This is a genomic window from Niastella populi, from assembly GCF_002078015.1.
GTDB classification, from domain to species: Bacteria; Bacteroidota; Bacteroidia; order Chitinophagales; family Chitinophagaceae; genus Niastella; species Niastella populi.
Window position 1 is genome coordinate 128525 of sequence record NZ_LWBP01000056.1, and the last position, 23633, is coordinate 152157.

A 23633-nucleotide genomic window follows, 5' to 3' on the forward strand; every position below is an offset into this window, starting at 1 on the left:
GAAGGGGAAAAGTTGACGTGTTGACTGGTTGACGTGTTGACTGGTTGGCGTGTTGACGAGTTGACGAGTTGGCAAGTTGACAGCGCCTCAACGAAGCGGTGTTCAGTTCTGTCAATTTTCCCGGTTTATAAAATAAAAGAGGCTACATATAACAGTAAAAGTGATTGTATACCGGAAACGATGGCCGGCTGCACGAGTCGTTGTTTGATCTTAAATAACGCTTCATGTATTTTATTATACACGGTTCGATGGGTGAGCCCTGTTTTTTGTGTAATTGCATCGTAGCTTAAGCCTTCATAGAACTTAAGCATAATAAGTTCGCGCTGCCTGGCCGGCAGTTCATTAACGACGGCCATCAGGTGTTTGCTCACCGCTTCGTTATCGTCTTTGATTATAAGCGTTTCTTCATAAGAGGTTTCAAAGCCTTCTTCTTCTTTTTTGCTCCAGGCCACTTCGAGGTTTACCGTTCTGCGGGCCTTCACCCAGTCGCTGGTAAGCCGGCGTAAAAAGGAGATGATGATGTAGCTGCGCACATTTTTGGCTTCCATCAGCGTTTGGCGCTTTTCCCAGAGGTACAGGAACTGTTGCTGAATAACGTCTTTAACCAGATCGCTGTCGTGGATGTTCTTCAACCCGATAAATAATAAGGTGTGATAGTATCTGGTATACAGTTCGTACAAAGCGTCTTTATCACCTTGCAGCAAACGTTCCCAACAAAGGTTGTCGGTATGAATGGCAGTCTGGATCATTATGGCAATCGTTAAGGCTGAACGCGCAACGCTTAACGCTGACTTTCGAAATTTGTACTTCCCCAAAAAATAAATCAGCTCGAAATTCGGACTTTCGCCTTCAGCGTTCGGCGTTCTGCGTTAAGCATTTCCTTTTAAATTTAAATGTATTCACCACATTTAAAAAATATTTTTCTAACTGCTTCAATAAGAAACAGTTTTCCGGTTCCCTGTTTCCCGGGCCCTTACATCAGCATGCCCGCCAAAAACCGAACTGTCATTAATTTGAATCCGCCAACCGGCAGCCGGTAACTGATTGAATATGGCAAAAAAAATGTCCCGGGTTACCGGGACAATTATAAAACTTTACTATATAAACTATTATTATCTCAACTGGTTGATGGTGCAATGGTCCATATCGCCGTAATCGAGGTTTTCACCGGCCATACCCCAAATGAAGGTGTAGTTGCTGGTACCAGCGCCTGAGTGAATGCTCCAGTTGGGAGAAATAACCGCCTGCTCGTTCTGCATCCAGATATGGCGGGTTTCCTGTGGTTCGCCCATGAAATGGCATACGCTCTGATTTTCGGGCACTTCAAAGTAGAAGTACACTTCCATCCTGCGGTCGTGCGTATGGGCCGGCATGGTATTCCAAACGCTGCCGCTTTTCAATTCCGTCATCCCCATTTGCAACTGGCATACTTCCAGTACACTGGCAACTATCAGTTTATTGATCACCCGGTGATTGGCTGTAGCCGCACTGCCCAGCTCCACCACTTCGGCGTTTGCCTTCGAGATCTTTTTGGTGGGGTAAGTATGGTGCGCCGGCGCCGCATTGATATAGAATTTCGCCGGTTGCTTACCATCGGCAGAAGTAAACTGCACGTCTTTTGTGCCCTTGCCAATATATAATGCTTCTTTGTAATCCAGCTCATAGGTTTGTCCGTCGGCGGTGATGGTACCTTTACCGCCTACGTTGATGATGCCCATTTCTCTCCTTTCGAGGAAGAATTGTGCTTTCAGTTTTTCGGGATTGGGCAGCGCCACCGCTTTTGATACGGGCATAATACCACCGGCAATATAGCGGTCGTAGTGCGACAGGGTAAACTGCGCGGTATCTGCTTCAAATATTTTGTCTATTAAAAAAGCCTTGCGCAAAGCAGCGGTATCCATTTGCTTTGCTTCATTGGGACTTATTGCTAATCGGTTATCCATAATTGTTTAATTGAGTCTTGTGTGGTCAATAGGCAGGGTACATCTATTAAAGTGCGCTATTGAGACAGAAAATCGTGAATCGTGAAAAGACCTTCTTATCCCGTGCCTCAAAATTACTTCGGCAATCTACACAGCTTACAGGTCATTTCCTCTATCAACATTATCAACTTTATCACCTTTATTAACTTTTCAACCAGTCAACTCGTCAACCAGTCAACTCGTCAACTATCTCCCCATCCATCCGCCGTCAACGGTAACTATCGTTCCCGTTACATAATCAGAAGCCGGCGATGCCAGATACACAGCCGCGCCTTTCATATCCTCGCCTTCGCCCCAACGGCCGGCAGGGATACGTGCCAGGATCGAATTCGCACGATCGGGATCATTACGCAATGCTTCGGTATTATCGGTTGAAATATAACCGGGCGCAATGGCATTCACCTGTACGCCTTTACCAGCCCATTCGTTCGAGAGGGCCATGGTCAAACGGGCAATTGCACCTTTGCTGGCTGCATAACCGGGTACGTTGATGCCACCCTGGAAGCTCAATAAAGAGGCGGTGAAGATGATCTTGCCATTTCCACGCACGATCATATCCTTACCGAACTCACGGGCTAAAATAAACTGGGCGTTGAGATTTACGTTGATCACTTCATCCCAGTACTCATCGGGATGTTCGGCTGCGGGTTTACGCATGATGGTGCCTGCGTTGCAGAATAAAATATCAACAGGCGCGTTTTCGCCTTTCACCTTATCGATGAAAGTATAAATGGCTTTGCGATCGTTGAAATCGGCCTGATAGGCTTTAAAAGAACGGCCGGTAGCCTCCACTTCCTGCTGAACTTTACTGCCGGTCAGTTCCAGACTGGCCGATACGCCAATAATGTCGGCGCCTGCTTCCGCCAGCGCAACGGCAATTGATTTACCGATGCCTCTTTTGCAACCTGTAACCAGTGCTGTTTTGCCTGCCAATGAAAATTTTGAAAGAATGCTCATAATAATTTTAGTTTAACCAGATACAATAGAAGCCTGAGAAAAATCTTCTTTCCCACGTTGCCGGGTAAGTAAACCGGGCTGCAATTTCCTGCATGAGGGGTAGACTACCAAATTTAACCGTCTCCGGTTACCAGTTTCCGGTTACCGGCACTCAATTCCGATAATGCTACCAATTGTCAGTTCTCCGGATCTTTTGTCCGGCAACAGGTGCCAACAAATTGCCATTCATCTACTTAAGTACTTATGGCAGTCATTTCCAAACCATTACAGCCTTATTTTTTTCGTAAGGGAGCTTCAGATTGCCAAGCGAGGGAGAAGGAACATCTTTCAAAACAAGAACGGGGGCAGTTTGCGCCGCCGGGATATTGAGGCCATCCACACGCAGTTGTTGTACATCATCGAAGATCACGGCCGGTCTGAAATCGGGTTGTTTATATTGCAGTTTGACATTCTTTAATTGTAAGCCGTTCACATGGCGAACGTACAGTCCCCAGCAAGGCAACTCGCCAAACATGGAGAACTCGGGATAGTCGGACGCCTTTTCGGGTACCTTTTGCAGGGAGTCGAGCGCAAAATGCGCCACCTGTTTGCTGCCGCCGCCTTCATAGGTAACACTGATATTTTCAAGGACCACGTTCTCGATCGGGTGACCGGGCAAACCGGTTATACTTGCCGGAAATACATTGTGCGGAGCAGTCACCACCGGCCCTTCCATTTCATACCCTTTATCGGGCTTGCCGGCCGGCACTTTTACCTTCACGTTAGTGATAATGATATTGCGCACTTTACCGATAGCCGCTTCGGTTTTGCGATGCCCGAGGCGAATGAAAATGGCATTGCCGGTATTGGTGGCTTTTATATTTTCAATGAAAATATCTTCCAGCGTACCGCCGTCTACCGACTCGAGCGCTATCGCCGACCGGTAGGTATCGTAAATTTTTATGTTGCTTACTTTTACCCGTTTGAAACCGCCATGCGAAGCCGTGCCGAACTTCAAAGCGCTGGCGCTCGAGCGCACCACGCAATCGCTGATCTCGATATTCTCACAAAACGTATCGGGGTTGCCCGATTTCAAACAAATGCCATCGTCATCGGCATTTACATTACAGCGGGTCACTTTTACATTGCGGCAGTCATCGATATCGATGCCATCGTTATTGTAATAGGCGGTGCTTTGCACCCGGATGCTGTCAATGACGAGGTTGGTACATTCGCGGTAAGTTTGCACCCAGCAGGCGGCGTCTTTGAACAATACACCGGTGATGGTTACCTGGTCGCAGTTTTTGAATGTAAGCAGGTGCGGACGGTTAAACTCTGCCGAGCGTTTTTGCCCCCAGGGATTTACGGTTTGCCATTGGGGATCCTGCAATGTGCCTTCGCGTAACATGCGGTCTACATCGGCCACCACTTCCCTGCCCCGCCCGTCGATAGTGCCTGTGCCGGTAATGGAAATATGATTTTGCCGGTCGGCCACGATCAGTGCCGATGCGCGCGTTGTGCCATAATCGCTGCGTTTGGTACTGCCCAGCAAATAGGCATTGGCCGATACATGCAATTCAACCCCTGACTTTATATTGATAACCCCGGTTACGAATTTACCGGCGGGAATGTATACCTGGCCTCCACCTGCAGAAGCTGCACTGTCGATGGCTTTTTGAATAGCCGCTACATTGTTTGTATTGCCGTCACCAACCGCACCGAATGTTGTTATATCGAATATTTTCTTTTGACCAAATACTGTTGTAGTAACAATCGCCAGAATCAAATACAGGCTTGCTTTTTTCATATGTATGTATTAAGTTAACCAGTTAACGAGTTAACTGGTTAACTCGTTAACTTAATAGCTTGATCTCGGTCTGTTCGCAGGCAGTTTTCCAAACTTCTTATTCGGCCGGCTTCCCATTACAATCGTCATTTTACCGCCCTGCATGATCTGCTGATGCGTAATATAGGCGTTCGGCCAGGGTTTGCCATTCAGCATTACGCGTTGAATATAGATATTCTTTGGGCTGTTCTGTTCTACTTTTAACGAAAACGTTTTCTTACCCGGCAGTTGAATGGTGGCCCCATCAAACAATGGACTGCCCAGTACATAGGCGCCGTTTGCAGGAAATACAGGATAGAAACCTAAAGAAGAGAAAATATACCAGGCCGACATTTGCCCGCAATCTTCGTTACCGCTGATACCATCGGTGGTATTGAGGTACTGATCTTTCAGAATAAACCGCACCTTCTCTGCTGTTTTCCATTGCTTGCCGGCGTAAGCATATAAATAGGTGGTGTGATGACCGGGTTCATTGCCATGCGCATACTGACCGATCATTCCTGAAATATCGGGCGGCGAATTGGGATCGAACTCTATTTTCAGTTTGAAGAAGGTATCGAGCCGGCTGTCGAATGCCGCATCGCCGCCAAGCAGTTTTATCAATCCTTCCACATCCTGCGGTACCAGCCAGGTATACTGCCAGGCATTGCCTTCGCAATAATCATCGATCCAGGGGTGACTGGTGCGGCCCGGACCGAACGATGCATTCCATTCACCCTGTTCGTTCTTTCCCCTGAAAAATTGGGTAGTACTGTCGAAATAATTGCGGTAATACAGCGCGCGTTTTGCAAACAGCGCTGCATCTTCCGTTTTGCCCATTTTCTTTGCCATCAATGCAATGCTGCCATCACTGATGCAATACTCCATGGCCTTTGCCACCGATTCCTGCACTTTGTTATGCGGAATATAACCGAGCGATTTCACATAGTTGAGGCCAAACTCATCGCGCAGCGACGTGTTCTTCACCGCTTCAAAAGCAAGAGCGGTATCAAATCCGCGGTAACCTTTTAAATACGCTTCAGCAACGATCTGTACACCGCTCATGCCGGGCATCAGGTTGGTTTCGTTACCGGCCAGGTGCCAGATAGGCAATTTACCCTGTTGTTTGTAAATATGCAACATGGTATTGATCATATCGTTCACCCGCCCGGGCTGCGTAATGGTATACAGCGGGTTCAGTGCGCGATAGGTATCCCATAATGAGAAGATCGTATAGTTATTAAAAGGTGCTTTGTACACTTTTTTATCGGCGCCGCGGTATTCGCCATTGGCATCATTGAACAGCGCAGGGTCGATCATGGTATGGTACATGGCGGTATAAAAGATCTTTTTGGCCGTTGTATCTTTTGTATCGATAACGATCCTGCTCAACTCATGTTCCCATTTGGCATCTGCATCCTTTTTTACTTTGGTAAAATCCCAGTGAGGAATTTCAGCATCGATATTGGCGAGGGCGTTTTCTGCACTTACCGGTGAAATGCCCACTTTTACCAATACCGCCCCGGCTTTATTGCCAAAACTGATAATGCCTTTGATGCCATCTCCTTTTGCCGATTGCCCTTCCAGCTTTTGCGAGTTGTCATATACTTCAAACTGCTGCATGGGCACAGATAACCTGATGGCAAAATACAACTGCTGACTGGGCGCCCAGCCTTTTGAGAAGCGGTACCCGTACAACGTGGAATCGTTTACCTTTTCAATCCGGGTTTCTATCGCTTTATCGCCGATGCCTTCCTTCAGATCTACCAGAATGCGGGCTTCACTTTGGCTGGGAAACTGATACCGATGAAAACCTACCCGGTCGGTGGCTGTCAACTGCACGAAAATATTGTAGTCGTCGAGGTGCACACTATAATAGCCGGGCCGCACCGATTCCTTTTTATGCGAAAAATGGGAAGATGGACCGGCGGTCGGCGCTTCCTGTGTTACTTTACCGGTTTTGATTGCGCCGGTAAACGGCATCATCATCACATCACCGAGATCGGGCATGCCGGTACCGCTTAAATGCGTGTGAGAAAAACCTTTAATAATGCTGTCGGTATAGTTATAACCAGAGCACCAGTCCCACCCACGGAACACATTATCGGGGCCCAGTTGAACCGCGCCAAATGGAACATTGGCGCCGAGGAATACGTGGGCATGGCCCGCCGTACCGATATAGGGGTTCACCAGATCAGTAAAAAGTTGGGAAAAAGATGCGAAATGAATTAACAGAAAACAGGAAACAGCAGCGATGCTTTTTGTAATTACACTAATCCAATTACCTTTCATGCCATTTGATTTACAACAAACAAATATAAAAACGCAAAACGCTGAAGGCCGAAGGCTTAACGTAACCTACAGGTCGATTTCAGCTACAGGATAGTGCGCAAGGTAACACTTATGTAATGTTGAGAAGCAAAAAAGGTGGGCCTCCGCCAACCGGCGAAGGCCCACCTTAAAAATTTTAACCTTCTTTAAACTTGTTAACCTGTTAACCTGTTAACCTACTTCCCTATTTCCGCAAAATAATTCGGATAATCGGTGATAATGCCATCAACGCCGGCGGCGATCAGGCTTTTCATTTTTTCCTTATCGTTCACCGTCCAGGGAACCAGCTTCATGTTCCTGCTATGGCAAAAATCGGCCATCTCTTTGGTCACCAGGTCGTACACGGGACTATAAATATGCGGCAGAAAACCAAGGCTTTTCAGGTTGCTGTCGAGGTTCCTGCCCGAGGTTAAATAACCGATCACTATCTCCGGATGGTTTTTGCGCACGTATTGCAGCGGGCGTACATCGAACGACTGAATATAGAACCGGTTGCCGATATTGCGCGGCCTCACATCTGCCAGCACCGCTTTTACCACATCGGCCGGACTGGCATTGTATTTCAAGGAATCGAACTTCGGCGAAGTTTTTAACTCGATATTGTAAATGGGTTTGGGCAGGTTGTTGGCAGTAACGTATGCTTCCACGGAATCGATCAGTTCACCCAGCAACGGCATGCTCACTTTTATTTTCTGCTGCTGCGGCCATGCGGGAAATGGTTTTGAACCTACATCGAACTTTTTGATGTCGTCATAGTTCATCTGATGCCACACGTATTTTTTGGCATCGGCCTTTGCTATTTCACCGCCATCGGCGTATAATGAGTGATTGATATTTACAAATGGATCATGAGCGATCAGCACTTTGCCATCTTTGGTAAGGTATACATCTACCTCAATGCAATTGGCGCCTGCTTCAACGCCTTTTTTCATGGCGGGAATGGTATTCTCGGGCATAAGACCACGGGTGCCACGGTGCCCTTCTTTATAAAAGACCGGATAATTTTGCGGAACCGTCAACTTCCTGGAGGCTGTGCAGGCCACCATACAAGCTGCGATCACAGATAAAACCAACATACGTTTCATTATAGTCTAATTTGATTTACTCAGCACGATGAATAATAAAGCGGCAATGGCAGCGCCAATGACGGGGCCAATTATCGGAACCCAGGCGTATTTCCAGTTGCTGCTGCCTTTATGTTTTATTGGTAAAATGGCGTGTACGATACGCGGGCCGAGGTCACGCGCCGGGTTGATGGCATAACCGGTTGTTCCGCCCAGCGAAAGCCCGATGGCCCAAACCAGGAAAGCTACAGGTATTGCGCCCAATGAACCGAGCCCTATGGGCGATCTTGGGTCTTTTATCTCTGCTTCGGTGAAATAGAAAACAACAAAGAGCAATACGAATGTGCCGATGATCTCGCTCAACAGGTTGAAAGTGGTGTTGCGGATAGCCGGTCCCGTACTGAATACGGCCAGCACGGTATCGGGGTCGCTGGTTTCGTTGAAATGATCCCTGTAGATGCACCATGCGAGGAAAGCGCCTAACATGGCGCCCACCACCTGCGCCGCTATGTACAGCGGCACTTCGCTCCATGAAAATTTTCCTGCTATGGCTAGTCCCACCGATACAGCCGGGTTCAAATGCGCGCCGCTGTATGGCCCGGCAACTACCACGCCTACAAATACGGCCAGCGCCCAACCGGTGGTGATCACCATCCAGCCGCCGGCGTTTCCTTTCGTTCCTTTTAAGATCACATTCGCCACAACCCCGGCTCCCAATAAGATCAAAAACATTGTGCCGATCAGTTCGGCGGTAAATGGTGACATACAATCGTTGGTTTAATGTTAACCTCCGTTTCTTGTGGGTTTTTGGAGGTAAATATTTTACTTGTGAACAAAAGGCAAATTAGCTAATGTGATAATTCGATAATGTGATAATGAAAATACAGGTTTAGCAGGTGCTTACGCGTGCGCTTCGGTTTTATAGGGACTGCCGAACATCGAAGCACTATCGAATTATCCCATTATCACATTATTCTTCCGCGTACGCCTTTGCCGCTTTTATCGCTTTTTGCCAGCCTTTTGTCAGTTGGGTGGCATTGGCCTCATTGGGTGAAAAACTTTTATTGAGCTTCCATTGTTTTTTGATCTCGTCGATATTCTTCCAGTATCCTACGGCCAAACCGGCGAGGTAGGCTGCGCCAATGGCAGTGGTTTCCGTTATATCCGGACGAATAACCGTTGCCTGCAATACATTGGCCTGAATTTGCAGCAAAAGGTCATTGGTGGTTGCGCCGCCATCAACACGTAATTCTTTTATGGGCGAACCGGCGTCGGCCTGCATGGCGGTGAGTACATCCATCGTTTGCAGCGCAATGCTTTCCAGCGCAGCACGGGCAATATGGGCCGAGGTAGTACCACGGGTGATGCCAACAATAGTACCGCGGGCATGCTGGTCCCAGTAGGGAGCACCGAGGCCGGCAAATGCGGGAACAAGATATACGCCACCGTTATCATCAACCTGTTTGGCCAGCGCTTCCACTTCGGAAGAATGCTGAATGATGTGTAAGCCATCGCGCAACCATTGCACAACGGCGCCGCCGATAAAGATGCTGCCTTCGAGCGCATACTGCACTTTGCCATCGATCTTCCATGCAATGGTGGTAACCAGGTTATTTTTAGAAAGAATTGGCTTTTCGCCAATGTTCATGAGCATAAAACAACCGGTGCCGTAAGTATTCTTAACCATTCCTGGTTCTGTGCACATTTGTCCGAACAGTGCAGCCTGCTGATCACCGGCTATACCGGCAATGGGTATTTGTGCGGCAAGGATCTGCGCATCTGTTTTTGCGTACACTTCACTGGAAGAACGCACTTCCGGTAACAGGGAAGCGGGCACATCCAATAATTTCAACAGCTCCTCATCCCATTTACAGGTATGAATATTGAACAGCATGGTACGGGAAGCATTGGTGATATCGGTAGCATGTACTTTACCGCCGGTGAGTTTCCAAACCAGCCAGGTATCGATGGTACCAAAGGCGAGTTTGCCTTCTTCGGCCTTTTTACGCGCGCCCTGTACGTTATCGAGGATCCAGCGGATCTTGGTGGCGGAAAAATACGCGTCGACAATAAGCCCTGTTTTTTCCTGTATGAGATTGCCGCTCTGCGCTTTCAACTGATCGCAAAAGGAAGCGGTACGGCGGTCCTGCCATACAATGGCGTTATGTATGGGTGCGCCGGTCTCTCTATCCCATACAACCGTTGTTTCACGTTGATTGGTGATGCCGATGGCGGCGATATCGGTTGCTTTCAAGCCCGCTTTGCTTACGGCTTCTACAGCTACGGCCAGTTGTGTTCCCCAGATCTCGCTGGCATCGTGTTCAACCCAACCTGGCTGGGGATATAACTGGGTAAATTCTTTTTGTGCAATGGATATTATTGATCCTGACTGATCGAAGATGATCGCCCGTGAACTCGTTGTTCCCTGATCGAACGATAAGATGTATTGTGGCATGCTGTGCGTATTATTGATCGTTAGTTATTACTTGATGCAAATGTGACTTAAGTTTCAAATGTGCTAATTAGCTAATTATTCTACAGGTACTGTTTCAGTATCTCCGCCCACACTTTATACCCTTCCGCATTCAAATGTAACCCATCATGCGTGTACCGCTTATCCAGCTTCTTCGATGCATCGAGAAAATGCGGGTGCAGATCGATCAGCGTAATGTTCTCCGCTGCGGCGATCTTCTTCAGTTCCGTATTCACAAATAAGATATGTTCATCCTTGTTATAATGATGTTTAAACTGGGTGAACTCGTTATTCACCGGTAACAAGGTATGAAAATAGATCTTCGTCTTTGGCGATTCCGCTTTTATCTGCCTGATGATACGGCGATAGTTGTTGACGATCACCGTATCGGGAAAGTTATGTTGAATATCGTTAATTCCGATGAGAATAAACACTTTGGCCGGCTTTCCTTCCGTTACTTCACCAAGGCGTTCCAACACGCCAAAGGTGATATCGCCCGAGATCCCGCGATTGCGCGCATTTTTATTCTGTAACAGTTCGGCCCAGTCGACACCCTGCGTTATGCTGTTGCCGAGGAATATGAGATCTTTTTTTGAATTGGGATATGTTTTGAATAAGCCCGTGCGCAATTTATACGCGCCCGGACGAATGGTGCTGTCGGGTTTCTTTTCCTGTGCCGTTGCTGTTGTTGCTATTAAAAGCGCTGCAAACAATCCTAATTGGCTTTTTTTCATATGTTATCCTTATTGTATTTCGTTTTCAGACGTCTTCTTACTTCATTCTCTTTATATACCAATTAAGCATTATACTCCGAAGAATAAACCTGCCCAAACCTGTCAGTCGCCACCACCTTCACCTGCTTCGCCGTGGCGGGTATAACTGCATTGAACAAATGATCTGTTTTCTTGGGCTCGGCAAAACCGCGTGGTTTGGGCAATTGCGGTCCTTCATACAGGGCTACCGCCAAAGCATCGAAACCCCGCTCCTGTTTCAGGGCATCGTGTTTAACGCCATCTACCCAGCACTCCACTTTCCAGGCCGGATCGTAGTTCCATACATTCACCTGCAGCTTTTTGGTGGCGGCATCATTGTCCTGCACGTGCATGCTCACCTGATGGCCGGCTTCTTTACCGGTCGACTGGTAATACCAGCTCAACTCAGTGCCTTTTACCGAGTATACACCATAACCCGAGGGAGTGCCGTCACCACAGATAGGGCCTGTCCACCAGGCACCGCAAACCGTGCCATGGTTATGTTCAAATATATCGTGTTTTATCACATTGCGATGGTAATGTGTATGGCCCGACATGATATGTACGTTGCGGCCTTTGAGGATGGCATACAACGCATCATTGTTCTTTACGTCGTTGTGCACCGGAATATGCAAACAAACGATCACCAGGTTGTCATGGGGCACCAATGCCAGATCTTTCTGCAGCCACTCCAGTTGTTCTTCCGAAATATACCCATCGTATTCACGGTCCTTGCCAAGATAACGTACATCGTCGAGCACTACGTAATGCACTTTACCGCGGTTGAACGAGTACCAGGTGGGACCATAATGCTGCTGAAAAGTATCGTCAGACACATTATCTCCGCCTTTGTTATAATCCATATCGTGGTTACCGATACACTGGAAAAAGGGAATACCCATTTTTTCAACGGCGGCATTATAACTGGGGAACAGGGAATGATTATCCCATACAATATCGCCAACAGTTATACCATGCAGCAGGGCACCATTGGCGGCCTGTACGAATTTTTGTACATCGGGCACCGACTCTGCCATCATGCGGTTCACATCTTTTACACTTTTTACCTGTGGATCGGCCCAGATAATGAACTGGTGATTGGTATCGTCGACTGTGAGCGGTTCCAGTTCAAAGTCGATACCCCTGCGCTTGGTAATATCCTGTACGAGGCGGTAATGGCGTGAAAGCCCTTTTTCATGATTGAACGCATAACCGGCGGGGGTAGAAACGAAAACGGCTACGGCATTGGGATGTAGTTCAAGTTCGTATTTTCCGGCTCTATCGGTTTGCACTACGGAAAAGCCATCGCTCACCACAACATCTTTGAGCCCTTTTCCTTTTGCGAGCACCGTTCCTTTTATTTTCTTTTCAAGGGGTGCGATAGTTTTTGCAGCGGATACAACTGGCGATAATGCCCATCCTGCAGTCAGCCAACCAAGCGAGGCAATGAATTTGCGTCTTTTCATTATACAGATTTAGAATACAGCTGCACGCTACAAGCCACACGCTTCAAGCCAAATACAATGCGCGGTTTGCTGTTTATAGTTAATTACTTTTTTCGGTATCAGAGACGAAGGACTTTAAAATCCGGTTGCAAGGGTTGCACTAAACATACAACACAAACGATTGCGCTGATAGTGAAACGTAAAACACCTTGGGCGCTGCCTTTATCTTTTCGCTTTAGACTTTCAGCTTCAGCTTAGCCTGTATTGCGTGCAGCTTGCAGCTGTATTTGCATTCGCTTTTGGCTTACAGCCCGGAGCTTACAGCTGCCTTCTACCTCAACACATACCCTTCAGCCAACTTTATAAACGAAGATACCTGCTCCTTTATCCAACTTTCGTCTTTCTGTAATTCTTTCGCCATAATGATGGCCACCGGTTCCGCCATGCGAATGCTTTCTTTTGCATCGAGCAACAGGGCGCGTGTTCTACGCGACAAAACATCTTCCACCGTGCGCGCCATTTCATGCTGCACCGCCCAGATCACCTGCGCTTCGTGGATCTGCAAACTTTTACTAAGCCATTCGTGCGAATGACCGTTCATCAGGGCCTTCACCTGTTTGCTGTCGCTGCCATAAAAATACAGGGGATCGCCCAGGTCGACATTTGCAATGGAACCGTGAATGGGCAAATGGCGGGTAGCCGTTTTTTTATGCGGCCATTGCAATTCTTTTTCAACGCGGTCAACCATATCTTCACCCATTTTGCGGTAGGTGGTCCATTTACCGCCGAGGATGGTGAAGAGATGCGAAGGCGTTACCATGATCTTATGGCTGCGCGAGATCTCTTTTGTTTTCTGGTTGTCTTTTTGCGGCGCGGCGAGCGGACGTAACCCTGCAAATACACTCAGCACGTCGCTTCGTTTTGGCTGCTGTACAAAATAGCGCGAGGCATTTTCCAGAATAAATGCAATTTCTTTTTCGAGCGCCTGCGGTTCAAGCGATGCTTCGCTAACCGGCGTATCGGTGGTTCCAACCACCACTTTATTATGCCAGGGCACGGCAAACAATACCCGGCCATCACTGGTAGCAGGGATCATCAGCGCATCGCCGGAGGGATAGAATTTTTTATCGAGCACCAGGTGCACGCCCTGGCTGGCAGTAATACTTTTTGTACCTGTGGGGTTATCCATTTGAAGGATCTCATCGACAAACACCCCGGTGGCGTTGATCACCGCTTTTGCTTTGCAGAAATAAGCTGTATTGGTTTCAACATCGCGTAGCTGTACACCCGAAATATGCCGGCCATCGTCTTTTGCCAGGCCGGTCACCTTCATATAGTTCAACGCAACGCCGCCCTGTTCGATGATCGTTTGCACCAGGTTGATGGCCAGGCGCGAGTCGTCGAATTGCCCGTCGTGGTACAACACACCGCCTACCAGTCCGTCGGCTTTGATGTTAGGTAATTTCTGCAGCGCTTTTGACCGGGAAATGAAAACGGAAGAACCGAGGCTCAAGCGGCCCGAGATCCAGTCGTATAATTTAAGCCCGATGGTGTATTTAAGCCGGTCCCACCAGGTGTACACAGGAATAATGAAAGTCTGGTTTTTTACGAGGTGCGGGGCATTGCGCCAAAGCAGTCCGCGTTCGATGCTGGCTTCGCGAACTAGTTGAATATCGCCCTGGGCCAGGTACCGTACGCCGCCGTGTACGAGTTTGGTGCTGCGGCTGGAAGTGCCCTTGGCAAAATCGGCCTGCTCGATCAGCAACACGCTGTATCCGCGGCTTACCGATTCAAGGGCGATGCCCAAACCGGTTGCTCCGCCGCCAATGACTATAAGATCCCATTCTTTTTGAGCGTTTAGCCTGTGAATCAAGGCATTACGACTTTGTATGCTTCCAGCTTCCATTCTGTATCGAACACTTTCGTTTTATTTCAATTTGTTTCCACAGCAATATTAACGAAACAATTTGAAACCATAAATTAAAACACTTCGAAACCTTGCAAAACCTCATTAACACTATTCTCACGGCACTTTTTCGGTGCCATATTCCGGGAAACCCACAGCTTCGGAAGCTGAACATCAGGCATTCAGTTCATTCTATTGACGCTCGCAGCATAAAGAAAGTACCAGAGCCGGCGATAAATTACCCTGATTCCGCTTTAAAAGCGCCAGGTTCCATTAAAAAGGATCGCAGGCAGCCTTGAAGGCCTTTACGATGAAAAAGGCGAATTAGGGGAATTACAGGGGCTTGCTGGAGTCATGATCCGGTGTGGGGGAAATTGTATGGGAATGCTCTCCCAGTTGTCTGATAGTTCTCTGATAGTTCTCTGATAGTTCTCTGATAGTTCTCTGATAGTTCTCTGATAGTTCTGGGTATTGCCTTGCGCACCTGAGTACCTGTAGGGTTTCCAGGCAATTCTCAGGCAATACCCAGGCCATTACTCTACCACTACCCTACCACTACCCTACCAGTTTGGTACCATTCCGGTACAATTGCGCTACATGGCTGACACATGGATTGGCTATTTATCGTTACACAAATAGCACATCTTCAATAAGTTATAAGCAAACTAAATAAAAGAAAACAGGTAAACAATTGTACATTCCATTGAAAATAAGGTCATTGCGGGGTTTTGTTCGCAAATGCTTCGCAACTTCTCTTATACGGCTCCCAGGTTTCTTCGCAAATTTGCGAAGCACTTTTGCGAAGCCGTTCCAAATATGCCCAGGCTCCGTCCCGAGAAGACCCGGAGAACGGGTTGACAGTAACAGGTTCGGGTAAAACTTAAATACCGCGATTTGCCAAAGCAGAAATTTTAATGATCTTTGACTGGTTGCAGATAACCGGTTGTAAGAAAACATGTTGGGCTTGTGTGCATCTGCCAATATTCATTTAATTTGTTTGCCAATTATGATCTCACAAACCGAACGCCATCAATTTATTCTCAATAAACTCACGAAGGAAAGCTTCGTTAACGTACTCGAACTTTGCAAGGAACTGGATGTTTCTTCCGTCACCATTCGAAAGGATCTGAAACTGCTGGAGGATAAAAATCTTTTATTTCGTACACACGGTGGCGCCACCATTAATAACCCGTATACGGTTGACCGGCCGGTAAATGAAAAGGAGAAATTGCAGTCGGGCGAAAAAATGAAGATCGGTGCTACCGCGGCTCAGCTGATTGCCGATAATGACAGCATCATCATCGCTTCGGGCACCACCGTGCTGGCACTGGCAAAGAACATGCCGCCGAAAATGAACCTTACGGTTATCACCGCCTCCTTACAGGTGGCGCAGGAACTGATAAAACACCCTGATATAGAGATCATGCAGTTGGGTGGTATTCTGCGTAAGAGCTCTTCTTCGGTAACCGGACCATACGCACAAAAAATACTCACCGATTTCTTTTGCAGTAAACTGTTTTTAGGGGTAGATGGCATCGATCTTGAATTCGGCCTCACTACTACCAGCGTAATGGAAGCGCACCTCAACCGCCAGATGATAGAGGTTTCGCAAAAAGTGATCGTGCTCTCCGACTCTACCAAATTCGGTAAACGAGGTTTCGGCCGTATTTGCGGATTAGAAGAAATAGACCAGGTGATCACCGACAGCGGCATATCGGAGCATTATGTGAACCAGATGGAGAGCAGGGGGATTGAAGTGACGATAGTTAATTAGCTTATTTGATAATGTGATAATTCGATAATGAATAGCATCCGGAATGTTTCGTATGAGCTTAGCAAATAATAATAACTACTGCTATTGAAGAATTAGCACATTAGCTAATCAGCACATCAGCACATTGATACGGTCTTTCATTATTCTTAACGCCGCTACCATATGATTCTCCACCGTATTTTTCGATAACTGCAACCTGTCTGCAATCTCTTTGTAAGAATTTCCCTCTTCCCTGCTCATGGTAAAGATGCGTTTTTTTTGCGGCGGCAGCCTGTTCAACGACGTGCGATATAATCCTTCCAGTTCTTTATGCAGTAACCGGCTGTCGGTAACAAATGAAGAAGGCGGTTCAACAGCGGCGTGGTCGAGCGAAACGATTGGCACCGCGCCCGCGCGGTGTTGTTTACGCAAATGATCTATCAGCCGGTTCCTGACCGAACGGTACAAATACGCCGATAACGACAGATCACTGTTCAGCATATCTTTCTTTTGCCACACAGCCAGCATAACGTCCATCACTATCTCTTCCGATACGTTTTTGTCGCAGATCTGCTTCAAAGTATAATTATACAGTTTATAAAAATACCTGTCGAACAGAACGCGATAGGCCTTTTCATTACCGCCACGCCATAGCTCGATGAGGCAGCTGTCTGAGGTGTTCAGATTCATATCAAATGGTTTACAATCGTTTTATCACCGTGCATGTTGACCAATAACAGGTTCCATTGTGCCCATTAAAATTATCGCTATTATTGCGCCGGCTAATTACCTGATTTGATATTTGCGTTGTACTTTTTGATATTAAATGCAGCATATGGTGAACTTTTACAAATACCTGCCGGTGAGCGAAGCTGATGAAAGCTGGGGACTGAGTGTACTAAATACCGGCTGTACCCATATTGCTGCCGGCTCACCCTACCCTTACACTTCGCACCCCGGACATCATTATTTCAACTGGGAGAAAGGACGCATACTGCACGAATACCAGGTTGTCTATATCACAAAAGGCGGCGGTATTTTTGAGTCGAAAAACGGCGGATCACAAACCATTTCTGCAGGCTCCATTATCTTTTTATTTCCTGATGAACGGCACCGCTATAAACCCGATAATCAAACAGGCTGGGATGAATTCTGGGTAGGCTTCAATGGCAACATCATTGACAATTTGCTCAGTAAAAAGTTCTTTACCCCTGCAAGCCCGGTCATCCCTGTAGGCTACCACGAACCGCTGCTGCATTTGTTTGAAGAGATCATCGACAAAACGAAAGAAGAAAAAGCCGGTTACCAGCCGCTGATCGCAGGTACGGTACTGCACCTGCTTGGTTATATTTATTCACTTTCACAACAGGAAAAATTCGGCGGACAGGATATCGATGCCATCGTGAATAAAGCGCGTTTACTATTCCGCTCCCATCTCGATAAACGCATTTCACCTGAAGATGTGGCACAGGAATTACAGATCAGTTACTCGCGGTTCAGGAAAATATTTAAAGAATATACCGGCCTCGCACCGAGACAATTTCAGATCCAGCTGAAAATACATAAAGCAAAAGAACTGCTTACCAACACCAATAAATCTGTGAAGGAGATCGCCTTTGAATTAAACTTCGAAAGCAATTTCTATTTCTCCAGATTGTTTAAGGAAAAGGTTGGTTTAACACCGGGAGCATTCAGGGGGAAAAAAATTTGATAATTCGATAATGGGATAATGAATACAGAAATACAGATTGACCATTCACCATTTATTCACCATTCACCATTTGCGATTCACCATTGACCATTGACCATTCACCAACAAGAAAAATAACAACAACGTTCTACCATTATCTGATCATCCGTTCTTCTCATTATCCCATAATCCCCATTGTCAAATTATCCCATTATCCCATTATCACATTACCACCCCCTGGCATTCGAATTGCGTAATCCTGTATAGCCTGCCAACAAGAACCTTTCAATTTGAAAGCAGTATACCAAAAACAGGAGCGCGATTATGTTGTATTTCATACGCTATAAACCGCCTGACGCATTTTTTCCTCACTCTTGCCTCACATCCCTAACTATAGCCAGCTACATGGAATTTTAAACGAATCAGTAAACAGAAAATATTGGTTATGTTGAGAATTGCGCAAATAGCTCCACTTTATGAATCGGTTCCGCCAAAATTTTATGGCGGTACAGAACGCGTAGTGGCCTATCTTACCGATGCATTGGTTAAAATGGGAAATGACGTAACATTGTTTGCTTCAGGCGACTCCATTACAAAGGCCCGCCTGGTTTCTGTTACACCAACCGCATTACGATTGAGCAATTGTGTTGATCAGATGGCCGGCCATATTCTACAATTGCAGGAGGTAATGGACCGCTCGGATGAATTTGACCTGCTTCATTTTCATACCGACTATTTACATTTCCCCGTTTCGCGATTGTGCACTAAAAAAACATTGACCACCCTGCACGGGCGGCTGGATATCCCGGAATTAAAACCCCTTTATAAAAAATTCAACGAAGTGCCGGTGATCTCCATTTCCAACGCACAACGTAAACCTTTACCTATGGCCAATTGGGCCGCTACCGTTTATCACGGGCTTCCTCTTGATCTTTATCAACCGGGAAATGGTGAAGGAGAATATGTTGTATTCCTTGGCCGGTTCTCCCCTGAAAAACGGGCCGACAGGGCCATCGAGATAGCAGGGCGCGCCGGAATAAAAATAAAGATCGCCGCCAAAGTTGATAAAGCCGACGAACGTTATTTTGAAAAAGAGATCCGCCATCTGCTCGATCAGCCGCATGTTGAATACCTGAATGAAATCGGTGAAGCGGAAAAAGGCCCCCTGCTGGCAAATGCCAAAGCATTGTTGTTCCCCATCGACTGGCCCGAACCATTCGGGATGGTGCTGATAGAAGCGATGGCCTGCGGCACACCCATCGTTGCGTACGCGCATGGATCGGTGCCCGAGATCATTGAACATGGCAAAACGGGTTTTGTTGTGAACAGTTTGGACAAAGCGGTAGAAGCCCTGCAAAACATTCATTTAATAAGCCGCGAAGAATGCCGCGCTACATTCGAAAAGCGGTTCAGCGATCTTGTAATGGGTACAAATTATATACGCCAATACGAAAGATTGTTACTAAAGCAACCACAAAGAAAATTCTATTTAACACCAGCCTATAGAAAATAGTATCCGGTACAAAAATTCCGATATATGAAAAAGCATGACACCCTGGTTAAACTCCATGATGACAAGTACTACATTCTCGCCTCTTCTTCCTATGCCGATGATCGTGTACTTACATTGAACTATGGCGATACATTTGGCATATTCGACCGCTGGGGCGATATAAAACAGTTCGGTACCTGCGTGCAGGGTATTTATCACCAGGGAACGCGCTTCCTCAGCGATATGGAACTGGAAATAAACCATTACCGGCCCATGCTGCTGAGCTCGAATATCAAGAACGAGAACGAGATGCTGTCGGTTGACCTTACCAATCCCGATATCAGCAATGAAGAAGATATAGTCATTCCCAAAGGCACCCTGCATATTTCGCGCAGCAAATTCTTACAGGATGGCGCCTGCCATGAAATGATCGTTCTGTACAATTACGGTTCTGATACTTATGAAACCGAACTGGAGATCACCTTCGATGCTGACTTCAGGGATATTTTCGAAGTACGGGGCATGGAAAGAAAACAACGCGGCAAACAACAGATCCCGGTGATCGCTGCAAAGAATAATGTAGTGCTTTCCTATAAAGGGCTCGATGACATTGAACGGCAGACCAACCTGCATTTCGATCCCACACCCGCTTTCATAAAAGAGAACAAAGTAAATTATAAAATAAAGATCGCACCGCAGAAAACGTATACCATCAACTGCACCTCGGTTTTTTCAGTTCAAACCGAACCGGTGAAGTTCGAATCGTATTCAGAAGCTTTCAACAAGATCAAAACCGGTATGGAGAAAAGCCGCGAAATGATCGCGGATATCTTTACCGACAATGAACAGTTCAATAACTGGATCAACCGGTCGAAAAACGACCTGTTATCGCTGCTGGTGCAAACACCGTACGGCAGCTATCCTTATGCGGGCGTTCCCTGGTACAATACCGTGTTTGGCCGCGACGGCACATTTACAGCGCTTGAAACATTATGGGTAGCGCCTGATATTGCCAAAGGCGTTTTGTTATACCAGGCGAACCGGCAGGCCACTGATCACAAACCACTCCAGGATGCCGAACCGGGAAAGATCTTACATGAGATCCGTTCGGGTGAAATGGCCGAAACCGCCGAAATCCCTTTTAAACTGTACTATGGCAGCATCGATACAACGCCTTTGTTTATTGTACTGGCCGGCCATTACCTGAAAAGGACCGACGACCTGGCTACCATCAAAAATATCTGGGACAATATCCTACTGGCGCTGGAATGGATCCGCTCGTTTGGCGATATGGATGGCGATGGTTTTGTTGAATACGAGCGCAAAGCGGAAAGCGGGCTCGCCAACCAGGGCTGGAAAGATTCGCATGATTCCATTTCGCATGAGAACGGCGACCTTGCCAGTTTTCCCATCGCTTTATGCGAAGTGCAGGGTTATGTATATGATGCGAAAAAAGAAGCCGCCTACATTGCCCACAGGTTAGGCCATTACGACATGGCTGAACACTTGAAAACGGAAGCGGCAGGAATGAAACAAAAATTCAACGAGGTGTTCTGGGATGAAGCATTGGGAACTTATATTCTTGCGCTGGATGGCAATAAAAAACCCTGCCGCGTGGTATCGTCGAATGTCGGTCACTTATTGTATTCAGGTATAGTGACACCGGAGCGAGCCATGAAAACCGCTCACGTTTTGATGCGCGATGATATGTTCACCGGCTGGGGCATAAGAACCCTGTCGTCGAAGGAGGCGCGGTACAACCCGATGTCGTACCATAACGGTTCGGTATGGCCGCATGATACGGCTATTGGCGCTTACGGACTGGCGCGTTACGGACTGATGCAACCTGCGCTCCGCATTATGCAGGGTTTGTTCGATGCCTCGCTGTTCATAGAACAGCAACGGCTGCCTGAATTATTCTGCGGGTTCGCCTCCCGACGGGGCGAATCACCAACGGCTTATCCGGTTGCCTGCTCGCCACAGGCATGGTCGGTAGCCGCGGTGTTCCTGTTATTACAGGCCTGCCTGCGCATTACGTTCGACGCCCATAATAAAAAGCTTGAACTCTACAAACCCATGTTGCCCGACTATATAAAACATATCCGGATCTCGAACCTGCGCTTTGCCAACGAGGTATTTGAACTCGATTTTATCAGGCATGAGCATGACCTGGGAATACAGGTGGTTAAGAAACCGGCAGGCTGGGAGATTGTGGCGATAAAATAAATTTAAAGAGGCTTTTTTGAACTAACCTCAAACAATAAAAGTCTTTAATGAAAAAATTTATTTTATTCAACTTAATATAACGGAGTCATTCAGCTACATTTTGTAAAGGTATTTTTATTGACTATGAATCAGGAGAGATATACGTTCATTAGAATACCTGAAATATATTATTATGAATTTTTCAGCGAAGGTCCCAAAGGAAAAATAAAAAAAAGTTGTCATTCCTATCAACAAACCTGTACCACCTCCATTCCCAATAACAAACCAAGTTTTCTGATCTTCGATACAATATGCCCTACCCCTACCGCGCAATGATGCGCCGGGCCGTGGCTGTTCCAGTCATTCACAAAACGGCGGGCGCCGATGGAGAATTTATACCGGCTGTTGGTATTACCGATCTCCAGGACCGGGCCAGGTACGGAGCCGGCTTCGGCAGTCAATAACATCAACTTACCATTTCCCTGCTGCACAACCGACAATAAAGTTACCGGTCCGTTCTTTACCGACATTTCAACCGAAAGCCCGCGTCCTACTTTGCCATGATACACATACAGGGGACGCACTTTGGTTTTCCCTTCTGCAATGGCTATATGGCCCGGGCCGTCGTGACCCATCAATACAACATCGTCATTAAAGTCCATGGCGTAATATTCCGTAAAGGAACCGCCGGCGCCAAAGCTGTCCATGATCTTCATGGCCTGTGCATTTTTGATCTCATACTCCCCCGCCACCGGAATTCCGCGGGCGGTAAGCAGCGAATTACCAAGTATGATAGAACTGATAGTATCTTCATTATCGGCGTTACCCGTGCCTTTATAATAGTAAGCCATAGAACCCAACTGGTACCGGTCGGTTAACCGGTCGAGCGCCACGGAAGTGCACGCGGCGCGCTGCAACTCCGCTTCGGAACAATCAGCCTGCACGTCAAATTTCGAGCGAAACAACTGCACACGGGCTTCAATCTCTTCAGGTGTTACCTCACGACGTAAGGCAGCCAGTTCATCTACTTCAATCAGTTCTATATGTCCGCCAAAGAAACGGTACTGCTGCGTGAGGTCTGAATAAATATCAAGCATGCCGCTGTAATAATGCCCCATACAGCCGAGGCGGTTATATGCCATTATGTGGGCCACTTTAGCGGCTTCTACCCATTCCATAATTTCTTGCCAGCATTCAACATCGTTGTACAACATACCGGTTACCTGGTAAAACTGTATACCGGTTCGCAGGAACACGTTCGCTATTTCTGGCACCGGGCAGGCGGAACAATATGCCAGCCATTCACCCGTCATGCGGGTACGGTCGTTCATTTTGTTGAAGGCTGTATAATCGATAGCCGCTTCAGGCGACAAGTTCAGTACGATCACCGGCACTTTAGCCTGTTGCACTACAGGCAATACCGTCGACGACAATGCATAGGTAGTAACGTAGAGAAAGATGATGTTCACTCCTTCGGTGCGGAAGCGATGGCCGGCGGCAAACGCTTTATCGGCGGTATCGACGAGACCGGCGTTTACAATGCCGGGGTGCAATGTGGCAATGCGTATATGTACTTCACCGAGGTAACCTTCAAGGCGCTCTTTCAAACCTTCGAATTGCTGCCAGTAAGTATCCAGTCCAACCCCGAACAAACCAATTTTAAATGCAGGCGTATGCTTCATATTATACAATACGAAGAATAGGGAGAGAACCACCAGTGCAGGTCTACAATAAAAAAGGTGTGGCACACTTTGAAAGTGTGCCACACCTATACGATAT

The 23633-nt window shown here is 47.1% G+C and carries 17 protein-coding genes; 4 read left to right on the forward strand and 13 right to left on the reverse strand.

Going from position 1 to position 23633, the window contains the following annotated elements; translation table 11 throughout:
* Window positions 1–125: 125 nt before the first annotated feature.
* The 11 genes from A4R26_RS07120 to A4R26_RS07170 form a co-directional block, all read right to left on the reverse strand.
* The gene (locus tag A4R26_RS07120) at window positions 126–749 is read right to left on the reverse strand and encodes an RNA polymerase sigma factor (RefSeq protein ID WP_081162806.1); all 624 of its coding nucleotides are present in this window, start codon (window positions 747–749) and stop codon (window positions 126–128) included.
* A 363-nt stretch (window positions 750–1112) separates the two neighbouring features.
* Window positions 1113–1943 carry a 5-dehydro-4-deoxy-D-glucuronate isomerase gene (kduI, locus tag A4R26_RS07125; RefSeq protein WP_081162811.1) on the reverse strand — a complete coding sequence of 277 codons (831 nt, stop codon included), beginning with the start codon at window positions 1941–1943 and terminating at the stop codon, window positions 1113–1115.
* Window positions 1944–2168: 225 nt separating this feature from the next.
* Window positions 2169–2939 carry an SDR family oxidoreductase gene (locus A4R26_RS07130; protein WP_081162820.1) on the reverse strand — a complete coding sequence of 257 codons (771 nt, stop codon included), beginning with the start codon at window positions 2937–2939 and terminating at the stop codon, window positions 2169–2171.
* A gap of 250 nt (window positions 2940–3189) precedes the next feature.
* Window positions 3190–4725, reverse strand: coding sequence for a glycoside hydrolase family 28 protein (locus A4R26_RS07135; protein ID WP_081162823.1), 1536 nt, complete (start codon window positions 4723–4725; stop codon window positions 3190–3192).
* A 51-nt stretch (window positions 4726–4776) separates the two neighbouring features.
* The gene (locus tag A4R26_RS07140; protein ID WP_081162827.1) at window positions 4777–7035 is read right to left on the reverse strand and encodes a GH92 family glycosyl hydrolase; all 2259 of its coding nucleotides are present in this window, start codon (window positions 7033–7035) and stop codon (window positions 4777–4779) included.
* A gap of 215 nt (window positions 7036–7250) precedes the next feature.
* The gene (locus A4R26_RS07145) at window positions 7251–8159 is read right to left on the reverse strand and encodes a glycerophosphodiester phosphodiesterase family protein (RefSeq protein WP_081162832.1); all 909 of its coding nucleotides are present in this window, start codon (window positions 8157–8159) and stop codon (window positions 7251–7253) included.
* 6 nt (window positions 8160–8165) lie between these two features.
* Entirely contained in the window at window positions 8166–8903 is a 738-nt protein-coding gene (locus A4R26_RS07150) for an MIP/aquaporin family protein (protein ID WP_081162836.1), read from the reverse strand.
* A gap of 205 nt (window positions 8904–9108) precedes the next feature.
* A complete protein-coding gene (glpK, locus tag A4R26_RS07155) occupies window positions 9109–10593 on the reverse strand; it encodes a glycerol kinase GlpK (protein WP_081162840.1) in 1485 nt (494 codons plus the stop codon).
* A gap of 80 nt (window positions 10594–10673) precedes the next feature.
* Window positions 10674–11345: a GDSL-type esterase/lipase family protein gene (locus A4R26_RS07160; RefSeq protein ID WP_081162843.1), complete on the reverse strand. Its 672-nt coding sequence runs from the start codon at window positions 11343–11345 to the stop codon at window positions 10674–10676.
* A 62-nt stretch (window positions 11346–11407) separates the two neighbouring features.
* The gene (locus tag A4R26_RS07165; protein WP_081162847.1) at window positions 11408–12829 is read right to left on the reverse strand and encodes a calcineurin-like phosphoesterase C-terminal domain-containing protein; all 1422 of its coding nucleotides are present in this window, start codon (window positions 12827–12829) and stop codon (window positions 11408–11410) included.
* 310 nt (window positions 12830–13139) lie between these two features.
* The gene (locus A4R26_RS07170; RefSeq protein ID WP_242674849.1) at window positions 13140–14681 is read right to left on the reverse strand and encodes a glycerol-3-phosphate dehydrogenase/oxidase; all 1542 of its coding nucleotides are present in this window, start codon (window positions 14679–14681) and stop codon (window positions 13140–13142) included.
* A 1039-nt stretch (window positions 14682–15720) separates the two neighbouring features.
* Here A4R26_RS07170 and A4R26_RS07175 point away from each other — a divergent pair.
* Entirely contained in the window at window positions 15721–16488 is a 768-nt protein-coding gene (locus tag A4R26_RS07175) for a DeoR/GlpR family DNA-binding transcription regulator (protein WP_081162853.1), read from the forward strand.
* Window positions 16489–16596: 108 nt separating this feature from the next.
* Here the strand turns inward: A4R26_RS07175 and A4R26_RS07180 are convergent, their stop codons facing one another.
* Window positions 16597–17157 (reverse strand): RNA polymerase sigma-70 factor, encoded by a 561-nt coding sequence (locus A4R26_RS07180; RefSeq protein ID WP_081162857.1) that lies wholly within the window; start codon window positions 17155–17157, stop codon window positions 16597–16599.
* A 145-nt stretch (window positions 17158–17302) separates the two neighbouring features.
* Between A4R26_RS07180 and A4R26_RS07185 the strand changes: the two genes are divergently transcribed.
* The 3 genes from A4R26_RS07185 to A4R26_RS07195 all read left to right on the forward strand — a co-directional run bounded on the left by A4R26_RS07185 (window position 17303) and on the right by A4R26_RS07195 (window position 21875).
* On the forward strand, window positions 17303–18178 hold the full coding sequence (locus tag A4R26_RS07185) for an AraC family transcriptional regulator (protein ID WP_081162862.1): 876 nt from the start codon (window positions 17303–17305) through the stop codon (window positions 18176–18178).
* Between the two features lie 424 nt (window positions 18179–18602).
* Window positions 18603–19670 carry a glycosyltransferase family 4 protein gene (locus tag A4R26_RS07190; protein ID WP_242674850.1) on the forward strand — a complete coding sequence of 356 codons (1068 nt, stop codon included), beginning with the start codon at window positions 18603–18605 and terminating at the stop codon, window positions 19668–19670.
* Window positions 19671–19694: 24 nt separating this feature from the next.
* Complete coding sequence (locus A4R26_RS07195; protein ID WP_081162866.1) at window positions 19695–21875, forward strand: amylo-alpha-1,6-glucosidase; 2181 nt, start codon at window positions 19695–19697, stop codon at window positions 21873–21875.
* A 227-nt stretch (window positions 21876–22102) separates the two neighbouring features.
* Here A4R26_RS07195 and A4R26_RS07200 read toward each other — a convergent pair whose 3' ends face one another.
* A complete protein-coding gene (locus tag A4R26_RS07200; protein ID WP_081162871.1) occupies window positions 22103–23536 on the reverse strand; it encodes an arabinose isomerase in 1434 nt (477 codons plus the stop codon).
* Window positions 23537–23633: the final 97 nt, after the last annotated feature.